Source organism: Streptomyces sp. NPDC047022 (assembly GCF_040644155.1).
In the GTDB taxonomy this organism is placed as follows: domain Bacteria; phylum Actinomycetota; class Actinomycetes; order Streptomycetales; family Streptomycetaceae; genus Streptomyces.
The window spans coordinates 45,982-62,699 of record NZ_JBEYVV010000013.1; the positions used below are offsets into that span (position 1 = coordinate 45,982).

Genomic DNA, 16,718 nt, shown 5'->3' on the forward strand with positions numbered 1-16,718 from the left:
CAACAGCTTGAGTCGAGACCGAACTTCCTACCCAGAATGACCTGGGCGAGGTTCAGAGGGTCTGCGGGCGATCCCGCACTCTCAGCGCTGCGGCGCTCCCCTGTCGGAAATATGAATCGTACATATGAAGATGATGTGCTCGGGCCAGACTACCGCTGTCGCTTCAGCGCTCGGTCGCCGCCAGCTGTCCGCACGCCCCGTCGATCTCCTGGCCTCGGGTGTCCCGGATCGTCACCGGCACACCATGGGCGGCGATCGCCTCGACGAACGCCTTCTCGTCCTCGGGCCTCGACGCGGTCCACTTGGAGCCGGGCGTCGGGTTCAGCGGGATCAGGTTCACATGGACGGGCTTGCCCCGAAGCAGCCGGCCCAGCCGGTCGCCGCGCCAGGCCTGGTCGTTGATGTCACGGATCAGGGCGTACTCGATGGACAGCCGCCGTCCCGACTTCTCGACGTACTCGAACCCGGCGTCGAGGACCTCGCGCACCTTCCAGCGGGTGTTGACGGGAACGAGGGTGTCACGCAGTTCGTCGTCCGGCGCGTGCAGCGAGACGGCGAGCCGGCACTTGAAGCCCTCGTCGGCGAAGCGGTGGATGGCCGGGACCAGTCCGACGGTCGAGACCGTGATCCCGCGCTGCGACAGCCCCAGCCCGTCCGGCGCCGGGTCGGTGAGCGCGCGGATGGCGCCGACGACACGCTTGTAGTTGGCGAGGGGCTCGCCCATGCCCATGAAGACGATGTTGGACAGCCGCGCCGGACCACCGGGGATCTCGCCGTCACGCAGCGCCCGCATGCCGTCCACGATCTGGTGCACGATCTCGGCGGTGGACAGGTTGCGGTCGAGCCCTGCCTGGCCGGTGGCGCAGAAGGGGCAGTTCATGCCGCAGCCCGCCTGGGAGCTGATGCACATGGTGACCCGGTCGGGATAGCGCATCAGCACGGACTCGACGAGGGTCCCGTCGAACAGCCGCCACAGCGTCTTGCGGGTCGTGTCCTCGTCGGTCGACAGATGCCGCACGACCGTCATCAGCTCGGGGAGCAGCGCCTCCTGGAGCCTGCCCCGGGAGGCAGCGGGAATGTCGGTCCACTCCGCCGGGTCGTGCGCGTACCGGGCGAAGTAGTGCTGCGAGAGCTGCTTGGCACGGAACGGCTTCTCGCCGACCGCGGCGACCGCTTCCTTGCGCTCGGCGGGCGTGAGATCGGCAAGATGCCGCGGCGGCGTCTTGGCTCCGCGCGGCGCGACGAATGTGAGTTCTCCGGGCATAGGCATGGCGATACCAGTGTCGCAGATCCAATCGGGTGACCTGCGGGCGTCGCTCGCTTCGACTGTCGTCAGCAGGTGTCACCGGTCGTTGCTGAGGGCGCCGGACGGCCCGGAGACGGCCCGGCGACGATCACTCGTCAGCTGCCCGCCACCCGTCGAGCCGGACCCTGACCTCGTGGTTACCGAACCCTGACCTGGTGGTCATGCGCGTGCGGGAACTACGCCCGTGCTCTCCGCCACCACCCGATCAGCCCAGTGTTCATCGGCCGCCGCGGCACCGATGAGCGACGTTAGTCTTCCGATCATGGCTTTGCGACCCGATGAGTTCTACGACCACGCACGTGCGGCCGCGGATGGTGAGCTTCGGCTCCCGCTGGCGCGGATGACCGGCTGGGACATCAGCCCCTTCGACCCGGACGGACTGCGCGTCGCGCCGCTGCGCCCGCCTGTTCTGCCCGAGTCGGAGCGGCACGGCGAGGACCCGGCGGACTGCGACGTGTGCCGCGCCCGGGACGAAGGCGTCTGGTTCGACGACCGCTGGAGGCTGGCCCGGATCCCGGGCGTCGGCGTGCCGCTGGTGCTGATGCTGTACCCACGCGATCACTACGACATGGCGGATCTGCCCGACGAACTGGCCTCCGAACTGGGCGTGCTCACCACGCACATCGTCCGGCATGTGCAGGCACTGCCGTACGTCTCCCGAGCCCACGTCTACCGGATCGGCGACGGAGCAGCACACCTGCACATCTGGTTCTTCGCCCGGCCCGAGGGGCAGGCCCAGCTGTACGGGTCGTGGATGCCCGTCTGGGACGACCTGCTGCCGGAGTACCCGGCGGACGTGGCCGAGGCGGACGCCGCGGCCGTCGCCGACGCCCTGGTCGCCTCGTACGGGGGCCGCCGCTCGGCCGCCGACGAACAGACGCACGTGTGATCCGCGCGGTCGGTCTCCCATCGCGCGTTGCGTACGTTCCGTACGTTCCATGGAGGGAGCGGGTCCGGACGTCTCACAGGGCGCGTCCGTACGTTCCACGAAGCGAAGGGACCCGTCGTCGAGAGAACGGCGGGTCCCTTGGGTGGGCGCAGGCGTACCGGTCCGTCAGCCCGCGCCCACGAAGATCACCAGCAGCAGCCATACCACCGGCGCCGTGGGCAGCAGCGAGTCCAGGCGGTCCATGATGCCGCCGTGGCCCGGCAGCAGCGTGCCCATGTCCTTGATGCCGAGGTCTCGCTTGATCATGGACTCGCCGAGGTCGCCGAGCGTGGCGCTGGCAGCGACCGCGAGGCCCAGCAGCAGACCCTGCCACCAGGAGCCGCCGTCGATCAGGTACTGCATGCACAGCGCGCCCGCCGCCATCGCGAAGCTGACCGCCCCGATGAGACCCTCACGCGTCTTGCCGGGGCTGATGCGCGGCGCGAGCTTGTGCTTGCCGAAGCGCCAGCCGACCGCGTAGGCGCCCGTGTCACTGACGACCGTCAGCAGCAGGAACGTCAGAACGCGCTGCGCGCCGTCCCCGGCCGTCAGCATCAGGGAGACGAACGAGGCCAGGAACGGGACGTAGAAGGCCGCGAAGACACCCGCCGTGACGTCCCTGAGATAGCCGTCCGGAGGCTCCGTCATACGCCAGACCAGGACGGCGAGGGCCGTGAGCGCCATCGCCACCCAGGCGCCCTCGGGGCCCCTCACATAGCCGGCGACGACCATCGCCGCGCCGCCGACCGCCAGAGGTACGAGGGGCGCCTTGATGCCCTTGCGCTCCTCCAGCCGCTTCGTCAGTTCCCACAGTCCGACGACCACGGCGACGGCCACCACGCCGACGAACACGGCCTTGACGATGAACAACGACGCAACGATCACGACGCCGAGACCGACGCCGACGCCTATGGCGGCACCCAGGTCGCGGCCCGCGCTCTTCTTCTGCGGCGCGGCGGGCGCCGACTGCGGGGCGTCGGGCATGGACTCCGGATTCTGCTGCGCCGCCCAGTAGGAAGGCGCCTGCGGCGTGTCGTCGCGGAACAAGGGGCCGCTCACGTGAGCGGCCCCCGGGTCGTCATCCTGGTCTCCGCCCTGTGCGGGCACGTCGGGCACGATGGGCATGGGGCGAGTCTGCTGGGCGTCATGCGCATCGTACGCGGGACCCGCCCGGCCGTCCCCCTGGACCGGCCACCGGTCGGTGGGCCCCCAGTAGCCGGTCTGTGGCGGCGCTCCCCAGGAAGAGTCGTTCATCAGACCTCGAGCAGCTCCGCTTCCTTGTGCTTGAGCAGCTCGTCCACCTGAGCGACGTACTTCGCGGTGGTGTCGTCGAGCTCCTTCTCCGCACGGCGGCCCTCGTCCTCGCCGACCTCGCCGTCCTTGACGAGCTTGTCGATGGCGTCCTTGGCCTTGCGGCGCACGGAGCGGATGGAGACCTTGGCGTCCTCGCCCTTGCCCTTGGCGACCTTGATGTAGTCGCGGCGGCGCTCCTCGGTGAGCTCCGGGAACACCACACGGATGATGTTGCCGTCGTTGCTCGGGTTGACGCCCAGGTCGGAGTCGCGGATCGCCTGCTCGATGTTGCGCAGCGCGCTCTTGTCGAACGGCGTCACCACGGCCATGCGCGGCTCCGGCACCGAGAACGAGGCCAGCTGGTTGATCGGCGTCGGCGCGCCGTAGTAGTCGGCCACGATCTTGTTGAACATCGCCGGGTGCGCACGACCGGTGCGGATCGCGGCGAAGTCCTCCTTGGCGACCACGACGGCCTTCTCCATCTTCTCCTCGGCCTCGAGGAGGGTCTCTTCGATCACCACTTGCTCCTGCGTGTCTTGAGTAGGCCCGGCATCCGTGGGCGGCCGCCGGCTGCGTCGCGTCTTCTTCCTGCACGGTTCCGGACCGGCAGGACATTGTCCATCCCCCGGTCAGGCTCCGTCGCCCGGACGGGTTCCACCCCGGACGGGTCTGCCTCCGGTCAGTCCCGGCTGCCTTGGTCGCCCACGAGTGTGCCGATCTTCTCACCCTTGACGGCCCGCGCGATATTGCCCTCCGCCAGGAGCTCGAAGACCAGGATGGGCAGCTTGTTGTCCCGGCACAGCGTGATCGCGGTCATGTCGGCGACCTTGAGGTCGCGGGTGATGACCTCGCCGTAGCTGAGCGAGTCGAACTTGACGGCCTCGGGGTTGGTCTTCGGGTCGGAGTCGTAGACCCCGTCCACGCCGTTCTTGCCCATGAGGAGCGCCTCGGCGTCGATCTCCAGGGCACGCTGGGCGGCGGTCGTGTCGGTGGAGAAGTACGGCATGCCCATACCGGCGCCGAAGATGACCACGCGGCCCTTCTCCAGGTGGCGCACGGCGCGCAGCGGGATGTACGGCTCGGCGACCTGGCCCATGGTGATGGCCGTCTGCACGCGCGAGTCGATGCCCTCCTTCTCCAGGAAGTCCTGGAGGGCGAGGCAGTTCATGACCGTGCCGAGCATGCCCATGTAGTCGGAGCGCGCCCGGTCCATACCGCGCTGCTGAAGCTCGGCACCGCGGAAGAAGTTGCCGCCGCCGATGACGACGGCGATTTCGGAGCCGTCGCGCACCACCGCCGCGATCTCACGCGCGATGGCGTGCACCACGTCCGGATCGACACCGAGCCCGGTGCCACCGGAGAACGCCTCTCCGGACAGCTTCAGCAGAAACCGGCCGCGTACTTTCCCGTCGTCACGCTTCTCGGCCTTGGTGGTCATGGAGATCTCCTCGTGGTGCGCATACGAAGAAGGCCATTGCCGGTGGGGGTGGTTCGCATCCCATGCGCGGCAATGGCCTCCTCGTCAGATCTGCTGTCGTCCGTCACGCGTGTGCGCGACGGCATACGCGAACAGAACGGACGACCGCTGTCGACCTTATAGGGGTCGTCCGTCGATCGCGGTACGGACTCAGATGCCGACCTTGATGCGCGTGAAGCGCTTCAGGGTGACACCCGCCTCTTCCAGAACCTTCTGGACGGACTTCTTGTTGTCGAGCGCGTACGGCTGACCGAGCAGCGTGGCGTCCTTGAAGAAGCCGTTCAGACGACCCTCGACGATCTTGGCGATCGCGGCCTCGGGCTTGCCTTCGGCGCGCGTGGTCTCCTCGGCGATGCGGCGCTCGGACTCGACGACGTCGGCCGGGACCTCCTCCTTGGCGAGGTACTTCGGCGCGAAGGCGGCGATGTGCTGGGCGATGCCCTTGGCGACCTCGGCGTTCGGCTTGTCGAGCTCGACGAGGACACCGATCTGCGGGGGCAGGTCGGGCATGGTGCGGTGCATGTACGCCAGCACGAAGCCGTCGGCGAACTGCGCGAAGCGGTCCAGGACGATCTTCTCGCCGAGGTTGGCGTTGGCCTCGTCCACGAACGCCTGGACGGTCTTGCCGGGCTCGATCTCGGAGGCGAGCAGGGCCTCGAGGTCGGCCGGGGAGGTCTTGGCGACATGCTCGGCGATGGTGGTGGCCACGGCCTGGAACTTGTCACCCTTGGCGACGAAGTCCGTCTCGCACTTCAGCTCGACGAGGACACCGGCGGAGTTGTCGTCGGCGATGATGGAGACCACGGCGCCGTTCTCGGCGGAGCGGCCCTCACGCTTGGCGACGCCCTTCTGGCCCTTGATGCGCAGCGCCTCGACGGCCTTCTCGACGCTGCCCTCGGCCTCGTCCAGCGCCTTCTTGCAGTCCATCATGCCGGCGCCGGTGAGCTCACGGAGCTTCTTGACGTCGGCGGCGGTGTAGTTCGCCATGATCTGTGAATCTCTTCTCGGAGTTCGAAGTCTCGAAGTCGGCGGCGGCCTTGGGTCTCACCGGGCCGCCGCCAAAGATCTACGGGCTCGAAGATCTACGGGCTCGAAGATCTACGACATACGAAGATCTATGGGCTGCGGGTGAACGGCGGGTGGCGCGATCGGCGCCACCCGCCCTCACTTCAGCCGAACGGCCCTGAGATCAGGCCTGCTCGCCCTCGGCGGCGGGGGCCTCAGCCTCGGCGGCGGGGGCCTCAGCGGGGGCCTCAGCCTCGGCGGCGGGGGCCTCAGCGGGGGCCTCAGCCTCGGCGGCGGGGGCCTCAGCGGGGGCCTCAGCTTCGGCGGCGGGGGCCTCGTCGGCCTTCTTCTCGCCCTCGAGCAGGTCGCGCTCCCACTCGGCCAGCGGCTCGCCCGCGGCCTTCTCGCCCTTGCCCTCGGTGGCAACGCCCGAGCGGGCGATGAGGCCCTCCGCGACGGCGTCGGCGATCACACGGGTGAGCAGGGTGACGGAGCGGATCGCGTCGTCGTTGCCCGGGATCTTGTAGTCGACCTCGTCGGGGTCACAGTTGGTGTCGAGGATGGCGACGACCGGGATGTTGAGCTTGCGGGCCTCGCCGACCGCGATGTGCTCCTTCTTGGTGTCCACGATCCAGACGGCGCTCGGCACCTTCTGCATCTCGCGGATACCACCGAGGGTCTTCTCCAGCTTGGCCTTCTCGCGGGAGAGGACCAGGAGCTCCTTCTTGGTCAGACCGGAGGACGCGACGTCCTCGAAGTCGATCTGCTCAAGCTCCTTGAGGCGCTGCAGACGCTTGTAGACGGTCGAGAAGTTGGTGAGCATGCCGCCCAGCCAGCGCTGGTTGACGTAGGGCATGCCGACGCGGGTCGCCTGCTCGGCGATGGCCTCCTGCGCCTGCTTCTTCGTGCCGACGAACATGACCGTGCCGCCGTGGGCCACGGTCTCCTTGACGAACTCGTAGGCGCGGTCGATGTACGACAGCGACTGGAGCAGGTCGATGATGTAGATGCCGTTGCGCTCGGTGAAGATGAAGCGCTTCATCTTCGGGTTCCAGCGACGGGTCTGGTGACCGAAGTGGACGCCGCTCTCCAGCAGCTCCCGCATCGTGACGACGGCCATGGCCGTTCTCCTTGAGTTTTCTCGGTTGTGCCGCGCGTGCCGGATGGCACTCGCGCCTGACGCCCGCGATGCGCCGTGCCGCAAAGGACCGAGGAGCGCTGACACCGGCCCGGTGATGGCCTGGTGTCGGGGCGTGCGAAGTCGACCCGGTGACCCGGATCGCCACAAGAAGTGTACGGGACCGGCGGAGTGGCAGGTGACGCCGCTACCCACAACCGGGCGGTTGTCCACAGATCCGGCCATGATCGCCCGAGGTGCGGGACGGTTCTCGCATGCGAACGAAACGATGTGCGCGGATCTGGTCCGCGCTGCTGCTGGTGCCGGCCGCCGGCCTGACCACGGTGGCGTGGGCAGGGGCGGGGGCGCCCGCGCGGCAGGGGCCGTCCACCGCGAGCCCTGCCGTCGCGGTCACGGCCGTCGCGGTCCCGGCCGTCGCCCGGGTCTGGCCGGTGGGTGTCCGCCCCGTGGTCGTACGGGGCTGGGAGCCCCCGGCGACTCCGTACGGTCCCGGTCACCGTGGAGTGGATCTGGCCGCGGCCGAGGGGGATCCGGTACGGGCGGTGGCGGGCGGCCGGGTGGCCTTCGCGGGGCGGGTGGCAGGACGCGGCGTGGTCTCCGTCGACCTGACGGGAACGGGCGACCCGCCGCTGCGGACGACATACGAACCGGTACACGCCTCGGTGCGCGAGGGCGACGCGGTGGACGCGGGCGACGCACTGGGCGTGCTGGAAGCTCCGACGGGCCACTGCGCCGGGGCGTGCCTGCACTGGGGGCTGCGCAGAGGAGACGCATACCTGGACCCGCTGTCCCTGCTGCCTCCATGGCTCCTGCACAGGGGCCCGTCCCGCCTGCTACCGCTGAACGGGCCGGCGGACCGACCTGGACAGGGTCGCGGGGAACCGCGCGAAAACCACGACGAACCCTCGGATCACCACCCGCCGGAGGCGGATCCGGCAGGGGCGCGGCGAACCGCGCAAGCCCCCAGACGCACCCAGGGGCCACGGCTGCCCCTGGCGACGCGCAGACTCAGCCCCTTACACCCCGCAGGGCCATCGTGACCGCCGCCTCCGTAATGGCATCCGGGGTCTCCGCGGCGCCGAGCTCGATGCGCCGCACCGCCGCGTCGACCACGCCCTGGAGCAGCATCGCCGCCAGGCGCGGCTCGCGGTGCCCCATCGCGCCGAGCGCCTCGACGATCATCGCGACGAGCCCACCGTGCGCGGCCCGGATCTTCTCCCGCGCCCCGGCGTCGAGTTCGCTCGCGGAGATGGCCACCACGGCGCGATGCCGGCAGTCCCCGACGAGCGCCAGTTGCCGGCGCACATACGCCTCGACCTTCGCCTCGGGAGCCTCCGCGGCGGCCATCGCCGCCTCGACCTCGGCCGCCCACACCGGGAAGTCGACCGCGCAAAGCTCTTCGACCACGGCCGCGCGGGAGCGGAAGTACTCGTACACGGACGACCGCGCGAGACCTGTCCGCTCGGCGAGGGCCGGGAAGGTCAGCGCCTCCGTACCGCCCTCGGACAGAAGGGACCGTGCGGCGTCCAGCAGGGCGGCTCGCTGCATCGACCGGTGCTCGGCCACGGAGGCCGCTCGAATCCTTGGCACGTCGACCACTGTACGGAGCGACCGCCGCGGACGGCAGCCGCATCGACGACGCGCCGGTGCGCACGGCGCTCCGCCCGCGCAGCCTCAGCGTCCGAAGCCGGCCAGCTTCGCGCGCAGCTGGAGCACCGACTTGGTGTGGATCTGGCTGACCCGGCTCTCGGTCACCCCCAGCACATTGCCGATCTCGGCGAGCGTGAGCCCCTCGTAGTAGTACAGCGTGACCACGGTCTTCTCCCGGTCGGGCAGCGTGTTGATCGCCCGTGCCAGGAACCGGCGCAGCTCGCGGTCCTCGGCGACCTCGACCGGGTTGTCGGCGGCGGTGTCCTCGAGGGTGTCCATCAGGCTGAGCCGCTCGCCCCCCTCACCCCCCACGTGCAGCAGCTCCTCCAGCGCCACCACGTTCGCCAGGGAGAGCTGGCTGAAGACGGCGTGGAGGTCCTCCACACCGATGCCCATCTCCTCGGCCACCTCCCCCTCGGAGGGGGTCCGCCGCAGCCGCGCCTCGAGGGTCGCGTAGGCCCGCTCCACGCTGCGGGCCTTCTGGCGCACCGACCGCGGGATCCAGTCCAGGGCTCTGAGCTCGTCGATCATCGCGCCGCGGATCCGCGTGATCGCGTACGTCTCGAACTTGATCTCCCGGTCGATGTCGAACTTCTCGATCGCGTCGATCAGCCCGAACACGCCCGACGACACGAAGTCGGCCTGTTCCACATTGGCCGGCAGCCCCACGCTCACCCGCCCCGCCACGTATTTGACCAGCGGCGAGTAGTGCAGGATCAGCTGCTCCCGGAGCCGCTCGTCACCCGTCTCCTTGTACGAGCGCCACAACTCGTCGAGCGTCGAGGGAGCGGGCGGGCGCACGCTGCCGCCGTCACGAGCGGCTGGGGGAACCGCCGCCCGGTCGGACCCGGAGGTGTGCTGGGGCATTCGTTGCCTTGTGCCGTTCTGCCGTGAACTGGGAATGTCCGGATGAGGTGTCGGTCTGGTGTGGGGATGCCCGCCTGAGTCGGGATCCTCGTGAGCGTAGCGTGACTGCGGTGTCGCAGTGTGCGAAGGACGAGGGATCACCCGTGCGCGAACGGGCACGAAGGGGCCCATGCCCGGACCCCGGCCGTCGCCGTGCGTATTCGCCGGAAAGGGTCAACTGCGGGATTTGCCAAGGCTGTCGGGGTTCGCCCGGACGGCCGAACACGCTCGGTCAACATGTGCGGTGATCTTGTCGGGCGGCCATCACGGCCTGGCGTGTCAACTTCCAGCCATCGCCGTGTCGTTCGACAAAGCCAAGTGATCGGAGTTCGTACAGTCTGGCGATGGCGTCGTCCTCGGTCGTCCGCGCCTCGCACGCGATGTCCCTCGCGGGCGCCGCGCCCTGTGCGGGCAAGGCGGCGAGAACCCGTCGGGCGGACGGTTCCAGCAGGTCGCGGGGCACCACGGGGCCGCGCCGGTCCGGCGCCAGTTCCCCTATCTCGCCCACCAGTTCGATGATCTCCTCGGCATCGCCGACGAGCACCGCTTCCCCTCGCAGAAGCTCATGGACCCCGGCGGACAGCGCGCTCGTGACCGGCCCCGGTACTCCCATCGTGAAGCGGCCCAGCCGCTGTGCGGCGCGCGCGGTGACCAGGGAGCCACTGCGGTGGGCGGCCTCGACGATCACCGTCCCGCGCGTGAGCGCGGCGATGATCCTGTTGCGGACGATGAACCTGCTGGGTGTCGGGTGATCGCCGGGCGGCAGCTCCCCGATCACCAGTCCCTGTTCCGCGATCCTTGTGATCAGGCCGGCGTGACCGCGCGGATACGGCCGGTCGACGCCGCAGGCGAGCACGGCGACCGTCGCACCGCCCGCGCCCAGCGCTCCCCGGTGGGCGGCCCCGTCGACGCCGTAGGTTCTCTAGCCGGTCTGAGCGTGTTGTCGAAGTGTGGCTGACGCCGATTGGTATCGCCCTGGGGCGCTGACTCAATCCTTGAGGTGCGAGACATTCAGCCCGAGGTCGGTCCTGACCAACTGGGTTCGATTGTCAGACCGCAGCTCTAGTGTTGGGGGGTGACTTCAGAAGTCGGCAAGATTCCGAACGCCGAGGCGGCGCTCTCCGTCGAAGAGACCGTCCTCGGTCAAACAGCCTGGTTTCTTCATGATCAAGGAGACGTTCAGGCAGCGGCCCTCCTCCTGGATGTGGAGGGGATCGAGTGGTCTCCCGGCAACAGGTTCGGCGACTGGATGGATGCCCGCCTCCTCGTCCCAGGCTGGCTGATGGATCGATTCACCGAAGACCTTCTTGCGCGGATCCGGGACGCCCTCCTGCCGATTGCCGAGCGGAACGGAGTGGAAGCACGCTCTGTCTATGTCGGGCCGGCGCTTCCAGAGCTGGGTGCGGACTGGAGGTCAGCTCTTGAGGGCCGGATGACTTCCGACACCGCAACGAACCACGCCGCGCGGGTCAGCGACCCGAAGCCCGATCTGCGACGCGACGGATTCGTCTTTGATTCCCGCGAAGAACTACGGGTCTATGAAGCGCTCAAGCGAGCTCAGGCCGCCCTCCCCACTGACGCCACCATCTCGATCTTTCCCCTGCCCCTGGGCCGTGTGGGTGTCGGCAACACGTGGACGCCAGACTTCCTCGTCGTTCGTGAGGGCAGGGCGGGCCTGATCGAGGTGGACGGGCCGCATCACCGCGGCCGACTGGCAGCTGACGGGACTCGGGATCGGCATTGGCGGAACAGCGGGTTCGTTCACATCGAGCGAATCCTGGTGGAGGAGACCGCCAAGGACTCGGAGCTGGACGCCCTGGTCAGGACCTTCCTCAAGCGGCTGCGGACGCATTAGCCGACCCCGGAGTCACTCACTGCCTCATTCTCCGAGAATGTGTCCCTTCTGTCCCTGATGGGCCCCCGTGATCACCCCTTGGCCTCCGCGTCTTGGGCTGGCGCCTTGCGATCTCGGGGCGATCAATCAGGCCCCGAAGCGCTTCAGCCGAGTCTTGATCTCAGGATCCTTGGTCAGCAGGTTGGGCTTCGCGGGAAAGACTCGGATGGCGTCGAAAAGCTCCCGGTCGTCGCGGCCGGTCAGCTTGTTCTCGATCAATCCAAGGAGCTCGTTCCAGTGCGACTGGGGAAGCGTCTGCTGCAGCTTGCTGACGATCACGTTGTCTGTGAACGACCGCAGCGCGAGTGACGCCTGCTGGGGGTTGAAGCGGGCGATCAGGTCCCGGTAGATCGGGTCGGCGTTGATGGCGATGCCGTTGCCGTTCGTGAGGAACACCTCGACGATTCCAAGAACATACTTTCGACTAAGTCCCTCGGGGACGTCCCCATGCTGGCCCACGAGTTCCTGCAGCCGACGTGCGATCGGCGGCTCGGTGTAGAAGTTGCTCCACCCATTGTGCGCGTCGATCAGCTCATCCAGGGCTCCGTCGAGCTCCCATGCCCGCTCCTCAGACGGCAGGTAGGTCGCGCCCGCGACGAGGTCGATGAGCTGACGAGCGAGGACAGCCTGGGACTGGTCGCCATTGGCTCGGAAGCGCCCGAGTCGGAACCCGAAGTTGTAGCGCGTCTCGTCGGAGATCTTCGGCCAGAGCTCCGGCCAGAGTCGCCGGATGTTGTCCAGGGTCTCCGGCCCAGTCGTCAAGTCGGTGTATCGGCCGAAGAGCCCTGAGGCGAGAGGGTCGGCCTGGACAGGCGGCAGGTTGACGAAGAAGGTGGTGATCTCCTTGATGGCCCCGTCGTCCAGGCGCTTCTCCTTGACCTTCACCAGGAGCTTTTTGACCTGAGCGGTGATGTGGTCGTAGGGCAGCGTGATGACGTGCTTGATGCAGGTCCCGAGCCAGTTGGCCAGCTGGAGCCCATCCAGCTGGGCCTGGTTGGGATGGGCGGCACTCGCCCAGTTACGCATGTAGCGGATGAGGTCGAGCTCCTGGTAGCCGATGTCGCTGATGAGACCGATCTCGCGGCACCCGCCGAGGAGCTTCTGATCGTCGAGCTTGGGGAGGTCGTCCTCGTCCTTGAGGTCCTTGCGCTTGTTGTCGTTCTTCTCCGCGACCTCGTAGAAGTACTGCAGGTCGAAGTTCACGACGCGCTTGCGGAGCTCAAGGACGGTCTCGTCCCAGAGGTAGTTCAAAGCCGCATCGAAGAGGCCGACAGATCCGGCGATGATCATCTTCGAGATGTAGTTGGCCTGGCCTCGCTGTTCGACGGGCAGACGCTGGAGGGCGAAGCCCGTGCTTTCCATCAGGGCGTGTCGCTCTTCGACACCGACGAGGATGCCGTCCGTCGGCAGTCCGGAATTCGCAAGGATGTCCAGGATCAAGGCTTCGAAGGACCTCAGCCCCTGCAGGGCCGTCTCGTGCTGGCCAGGGGTGACCTCGCCACCGGTCGGCCGGGGCTCCAGGTGGCCGCTGCTCATGCTCATGCCCGCGAGCGTAAGCCACCCGCATCGGCAGGAAAGTACGATTTCGCGCGACCAGCCTGAGATCACCACTCCGCCCCTCTTCTTAAGGCCGCCCCGGCGGGCCTCGGGGGATCCTTCCGCGGGGGCGGCCCGGTTCGGGTGGCGGGTCAGGCCGCGTTGGCGGGCGTCGGCGTCAGGGTGTGTGCGGCGCGGGTGATGAGGTCGGCGGCCTGGTCGATGTCCGTGTCGGTGGTGGTGCGGCCGATGCTGAGCCGGAGGGTCGCGCGGGCCTGGTCGCGGGTGAGGCCGATCGCGATGAGGACGTGGGAGGGTTCGCCGCTTCCCGTGTTGCAGGCCGAGCCGGTGGAGGCGGCGATGCCAGGGATGCGGTCGAGGAGGTCGGTGGCCTCGATGCCGGAGAGAGTGAGGCTGAGGTTCCCGGGCAGTCGCCGGTGCGGGTGACCGTTGACAATGGCGCCGGGGATCGCGGCCAGGAGGCGGTCCTGGAGCCGGTCGCGCAGGGCCCGGATGCGGGTCGGGGACGGGACTGCGTCGGTGGTGATGAGGTGGGCGGCGGCGCCGAAGCCGACGATGGCGGGGACGTTGGGGGTGCCGGCCCTCAGCCCGCGTTCTTGTCCGCCGCCGGTCTGCTGTGCGGTGATGCGGGTGCCGCCGCGGATGTAGAGGGCGCCGATGCCCTTGGGGCCGTGGAGTTTGTGGGCGGACAGAGAGGCCAGGTCGACGCCGAGTTCGGCGACGTCGAGGAGTCCGCAGCTGGCGCTCTGGGCGGCGTCGGTGTGCAGGACGATGCCGCGCGGGCTGGTGATCTCGGCGATGGCCGCGAGCCGCTGCAGGGTGCCGATCTCGTTGTTGGCGTGCATCACCGAGACGAGCACGGTGTTCGGGGTGAGGACGGCGGCGATATCGGCGGGATGGACCCGGCCGCGCCCGTCGACGCCGACGCGGGTGAGGGTGTAGCCGTGGTGCTCGACGAGCCGCTGGCAGGCGGCGAGGACGGCCTTGTGTTCGATCGCGGTGGTGACGATGTGCCCGCCCGTAGGGCGGGCGGCGAGGGCCGCGCCGAGGATCGCGAGGTGGTTGGCCTCGGTGGCGCCGGAGGTGAAGACGATCTCCAGCTCGCTCTTGGCGCCGACCAGGTCGGTGACCTGACGGCGGGCGGTGCGGATCGCCCGCGCGGCGGTGCGTCCGCAGGCGTGCGGGCTGGAGGGGTTGCCGTACTCACTGGTGAAGAACGGCAGCATCGCCTCCAGAGCGCGTTCGTCGAGAGGGGTGGTGGCCTGGTGATCGAGGTAAATCGGTGGGTTGTTCATGCGGCCCGCTCCTCGTGTCGGGCGGCGGCCGGTGCCGTCGCGGCGTACTTGCGTTCGCCGTCGACCAGGTCCCAGTAGATGGTGCGGGGCTCCTCGAAGACGGAGAACGCGGTGGCCAGGCAGTGCCAGTTCCGGTTCGGCTGCGACCGGGCGAGGAAGAAGGCGTCCTCGAACAGCCGTCGGGCGCGTCTGGCCAGGGCCTCGCGGGTCGGCTGCGGTCCGAACAGGTGCAGGTAGCCGCGCTGCCGCAGCCAGGTCTCGGCGTGCTCGGCGCCAGCCGCGCCGTCGAGGTGGCCGCCGTCGGTGAGGGTCTGGGAGGCGAGCCGCTCAAGGCGGCGGGTGCGGCGGGCGTCCTCGCCGCCGGGGCACTGGTCCCCGGTGATCTTCCACTCGTGCCAGCGAGGCGGCCGGTAGCGGCCGAAGTCGACGTCGTCGAGTTGGGCGGTGACCTGCGGCGGGATCTGCCCGCGGGTCAGGTCCGCGACGTCGTAGCCGGGCCCGAGGGCCTCCAGGGTCAGCGAACCGGGGCGGCCGGGACCGGGCCGGTCCATGCGGACCAGAACGGTGAGGCGGTTGGTGAAGCGGTTGGTGGGCTCCGCGAGGATCACCGCCCGCCCGTCGGCCAGCAGCCCGGCGGCCCGGGGCCCGATCTCCTCGATGGGGAAGGTGTTGCCGCCGCGGTAGTACTGCTTCTTCTCCACTCCGCCGTCCGAGCGGATCATCAGTGTCTCGGTGCCGGTGGCAGCGGCCAGAGCGTGGGCGGCGGTGCGGAGGGTGGCCGCGCTGTCGCCGGGCTGGATGAGGCAGGCGTTGAGCACGGGCAGTTTCAGCGAGTGCAGCAGGGCCATGGTCTGCCACTTCGGCCAGCGCCGGTCCTTGGCCGCCGCTTCCAGCTCGGCGGCGGTGAGTGCGTGTAACGGGCGGGGCAGGGATATCGCCATCGCGCCGTCCCCCCTTCTTCTCTCTTCAGGCGGCGTCCGCGAGGTGCAGGTCGGCGGTCAGCTCGGCGAAGGTGCGGTCGCGGTTCTCGGTGAAGGGGTGGTCGCGCCAGTCGTAGAAGTCGCCGATGCCGCGCTGGTCCGCGCAGACGCGGCGTACGAACTGCCGGGCGAAGCCGGCCGAGGGCCAGTAGTAGTGCTCTCCGGGCCGCGGGGAGAGGTAGAGGTAGGAGCCGTCCGCGGCCTCCGGGAGGTCCGCCATGGAGATGAGCCGCAGGCCCGGCCCGCCAGTCTTCTCGTAGGCGGCGGTGACCTGGTCCGGGTCGAGGACGGGGATCAGGTGCAGGTGGCAGTGGCTGCAGCAGGAGGCGCCCAGCTCGCAGTCGCGCGGGCCGTGTTCGGCCAGGATCACCGGCCCGTAGCGGGCCTGGATTAGTGTGCGCATCTGTTCGGTCTCCGCGGCGACCCGGGTGAGGGCGGCGGGGGTGACGTCGGCGGCGGCGTCCAGGTGCTCACGGGGCATGAACAGGCAGTAGCCCGGGGTGAGCGAGCCGATGGTCGGCAGCAGCACCCAGCCGCCGGCGGTCTCGGTGATGATCCGGGTCGTGCTCTCGCGTGCGGTGAACTCGGTGCAGAACTGGCAGTCCATCACGATCACCTCTGACTCGGGTTGATGGGGAACTCGTCGGCGTATCGGCTCTTCAGGTCGGCCTCGCGGCCGTAGAAGGGGTGGGATGCGACGTCGTCGGAGTGGGGGCCGTCCAGGGCGAAGACGAGCAGGCGCCCCAGCGGCATTCCGTGGTGCAGACGCAGGACGGCGGGGCCGGTGTTGACCAGCTCCAGCGTCAGGTGCCCGTTCCAGCCGGGCAGCACGAACGGGCTGGTGACGTGGACGGCCAGGCCGACGCGGGCCAGGTGGCTCAGCCCGCCGATCATGCCCATCACTCCGGCGCCGAGCCGCAGCGGCTCTTCGACCGCGCCCAGCAGCATCTCGCCGGGCATCATCTCGTAGTTCGTCCAGTCGGTGACAGGCTCGCCGTAGAGGTCGTCGATGCTCGCCTGGTCGGCCAGGTCGATCACCTGCGTGCTCGGCGCGGTCAGCGGCTGCAGCGGCGAGCCGAGCGTCAACAGCAGTCCGTCGCCGCGGAGTTGGCCGAGCCACTGAAGAGCGTCCTGTTTGATCAGCCAGGTGATCGACTCGGCTGAGAGCATGGCTCACCCCCGGGATTCAGGCAGCGCTGCGGTCATCGCCTTTCGGATCGAAGGCGGCTGCTGAAATGTTCCCCGGGATAGTCCGCGATATCCATATGTCCGGTTGGACATTTAAAGGT

The 16,718-nt window shown here is 69.0% G+C and carries 15 protein-coding genes, 2 pseudogenes and 1 riboswitch; of the genes and pseudogenes, 3 read left to right on the forward strand and 14 right to left on the reverse strand.

Annotated features, from left to right (window positions below):
- Positions 1-6 precede the first annotated feature (6 nt).
- A riboswitch (TPP riboswitch) is annotated at positions 7-112 on the reverse strand.
- Positions 113-163: 51 nt separating this feature from the next.
- The gene (gene rlmN, locus ABZ845_RS16260; RefSeq protein WP_360979207.1) at positions 164-1,270 is read right to left on the reverse strand and encodes a 23S rRNA (adenine(2503)-C(2))-methyltransferase RlmN; all 1,107 of its coding nucleotides are present in this window, start codon (positions 1,268-1,270) and stop codon (positions 164-166) included.
- A 298-nt stretch (positions 1,271-1,568) separates the two neighbouring features.
- Here rlmN and ABZ845_RS16265 point away from each other — a divergent pair, with 298 nt between their 5' ends.
- Positions 1,569-2,195, forward strand: coding sequence for a hypothetical protein (locus tag ABZ845_RS16265; protein WP_360979210.1), 627 nt, complete (start codon positions 1,569-1,571; stop codon positions 2,193-2,195).
- Positions 2,196-2,360: 165 nt separating this feature from the next.
- Here the strand turns inward: ABZ845_RS16265 and ABZ845_RS16270 are convergent, their stop codons facing one another.
- The 5 genes from ABZ845_RS16270 to rpsB all read right to left on the reverse strand — a co-directional run bounded on the left by ABZ845_RS16270 (position 2,361) and on the right by rpsB (position 7,129).
- Entirely contained in the window at positions 2,361-3,488 is a 1,128-nt protein-coding gene (locus ABZ845_RS16270; protein WP_360979213.1) for a phosphatidate cytidylyltransferase, read from the reverse strand.
- On the reverse strand, positions 3,488-4,045 hold the full coding sequence (gene frr / locus ABZ845_RS16275; protein ID WP_130444716.1) for a ribosome recycling factor: 558 nt from the start codon (positions 4,043-4,045) through the stop codon (positions 3,488-3,490). The genes ABZ845_RS16270 and frr overlap by 1 nt, the downstream gene beginning before the upstream one ends.
- Positions 4,046-4,206: 161 nt before the next feature.
- Entirely contained in the window at positions 4,207-4,965 is a 759-nt protein-coding gene (pyrH, locus tag ABZ845_RS16280) for a UMP kinase (RefSeq protein WP_360979216.1), read from the reverse strand.
- A gap of 189 nt (positions 4,966-5,154) precedes the next feature.
- Complete coding sequence (tsf, locus tag ABZ845_RS16285) at positions 5,155-5,991, reverse strand: translation elongation factor Ts (RefSeq protein WP_360979219.1); 837 nt, start codon at positions 5,989-5,991, stop codon at positions 5,155-5,157.
- Positions 5,992-6,193: 202 nt separating this feature from the next.
- Positions 6,194-7,129, reverse strand: a complete 936-nt coding sequence (rpsB, locus tag ABZ845_RS16290) for a 30S ribosomal protein S2 (RefSeq protein ID WP_360979222.1) — start codon at positions 7,127-7,129, stop codon at positions 6,194-6,196.
- A 272-nt stretch (positions 7,130-7,401) separates the two neighbouring features.
- Here rpsB and ABZ845_RS16295 point away from each other — a divergent pair.
- Positions 7,402-7,995, forward strand: a pseudogene (locus ABZ845_RS16295) (M23 family metallopeptidase); the annotation flags it as partial.
- Between the two features lie 160 nt (positions 7,996-8,155).
- Here the strand turns inward: ABZ845_RS16295 and ABZ845_RS16300 are convergent.
- From ABZ845_RS16300 to ABZ845_RS16310, 3 genes and pseudogenes are all read right to left on the reverse strand, one after another.
- A complete protein-coding gene (locus tag ABZ845_RS16300; protein ID WP_360979475.1) occupies positions 8,156-8,713 on the reverse strand; it encodes a helix-turn-helix domain-containing protein in 558 nt (185 codons plus the stop codon).
- 108 nt (positions 8,714-8,821) lie between these two features.
- Positions 8,822-9,664 (reverse strand): RNA polymerase sigma factor WhiG, encoded by an 843-nt coding sequence (gene whiG, locus ABZ845_RS16305; protein ID WP_360979225.1) that lies wholly within the window; start codon positions 9,662-9,664, stop codon positions 8,822-8,824.
- A 271-nt stretch (positions 9,665-9,935) separates the two neighbouring features.
- Positions 9,936-10,619: pseudogene (locus tag ABZ845_RS16310) on the reverse strand (DNA-processing protein DprA); the annotation flags it as partial.
- A 159-nt stretch (positions 10,620-10,778) separates the two neighbouring features.
- Here ABZ845_RS16310 and ABZ845_RS16315 point away from each other — a divergent pair.
- Positions 10,779-11,558, forward strand: coding sequence for a hypothetical protein (locus tag ABZ845_RS16315; RefSeq protein ID WP_360979228.1), 780 nt, complete (start codon positions 10,779-10,781; stop codon positions 11,556-11,558).
- 126 nt (positions 11,559-11,684) lie between these two features.
- On the opposite strand, the gene ABZ845_RS16320 is transcribed toward ABZ845_RS16315, so the two are convergent.
- The 5 genes from ABZ845_RS16320 to ABZ845_RS16340 all read right to left on the reverse strand — a co-directional run bounded on the left by ABZ845_RS16320 (position 11,685) and on the right by ABZ845_RS16340 (position 16,599).
- Positions 11,685-13,139 carry a hypothetical protein gene (locus ABZ845_RS16320; protein ID WP_360979231.1) on the reverse strand — a complete coding sequence of 485 codons (1,455 nt, stop codon included), beginning with the start codon at positions 13,137-13,139 and terminating at the stop codon, positions 11,685-11,687.
- Between the two features lie 146 nt (positions 13,140-13,285).
- On the reverse strand, positions 13,286-14,449 hold the full coding sequence (locus ABZ845_RS16325; RefSeq protein ID WP_360979234.1) for a cysteine desulfurase family protein: 1,164 nt from the start codon (positions 14,447-14,449) through the stop codon (positions 13,286-13,288).
- Positions 14,446-15,390, reverse strand: coding sequence for a hypothetical protein (locus tag ABZ845_RS16330; RefSeq protein ID WP_360979237.1), 945 nt, complete (start codon positions 15,388-15,390; stop codon positions 14,446-14,448). Before ABZ845_RS16330 ends, ABZ845_RS16325 begins: the two co-directional genes overlap by 4 nt.
- 25 nt (positions 15,391-15,415) lie before the next feature.
- On the reverse strand, positions 15,416-16,036 hold the full coding sequence (locus ABZ845_RS16335) for an HIT domain-containing protein (protein WP_360979241.1): 621 nt from the start codon (positions 16,034-16,036) through the stop codon (positions 15,416-15,418).
- A gap of 5 nt (positions 16,037-16,041) precedes the next feature.
- Positions 16,042-16,599, reverse strand: a complete 558-nt coding sequence (locus ABZ845_RS16340) for a hypothetical protein (RefSeq protein WP_360979244.1) — start codon at positions 16,597-16,599, stop codon at positions 16,042-16,044.
- Positions 16,600-16,718: the final 119 nt, after the last annotated feature.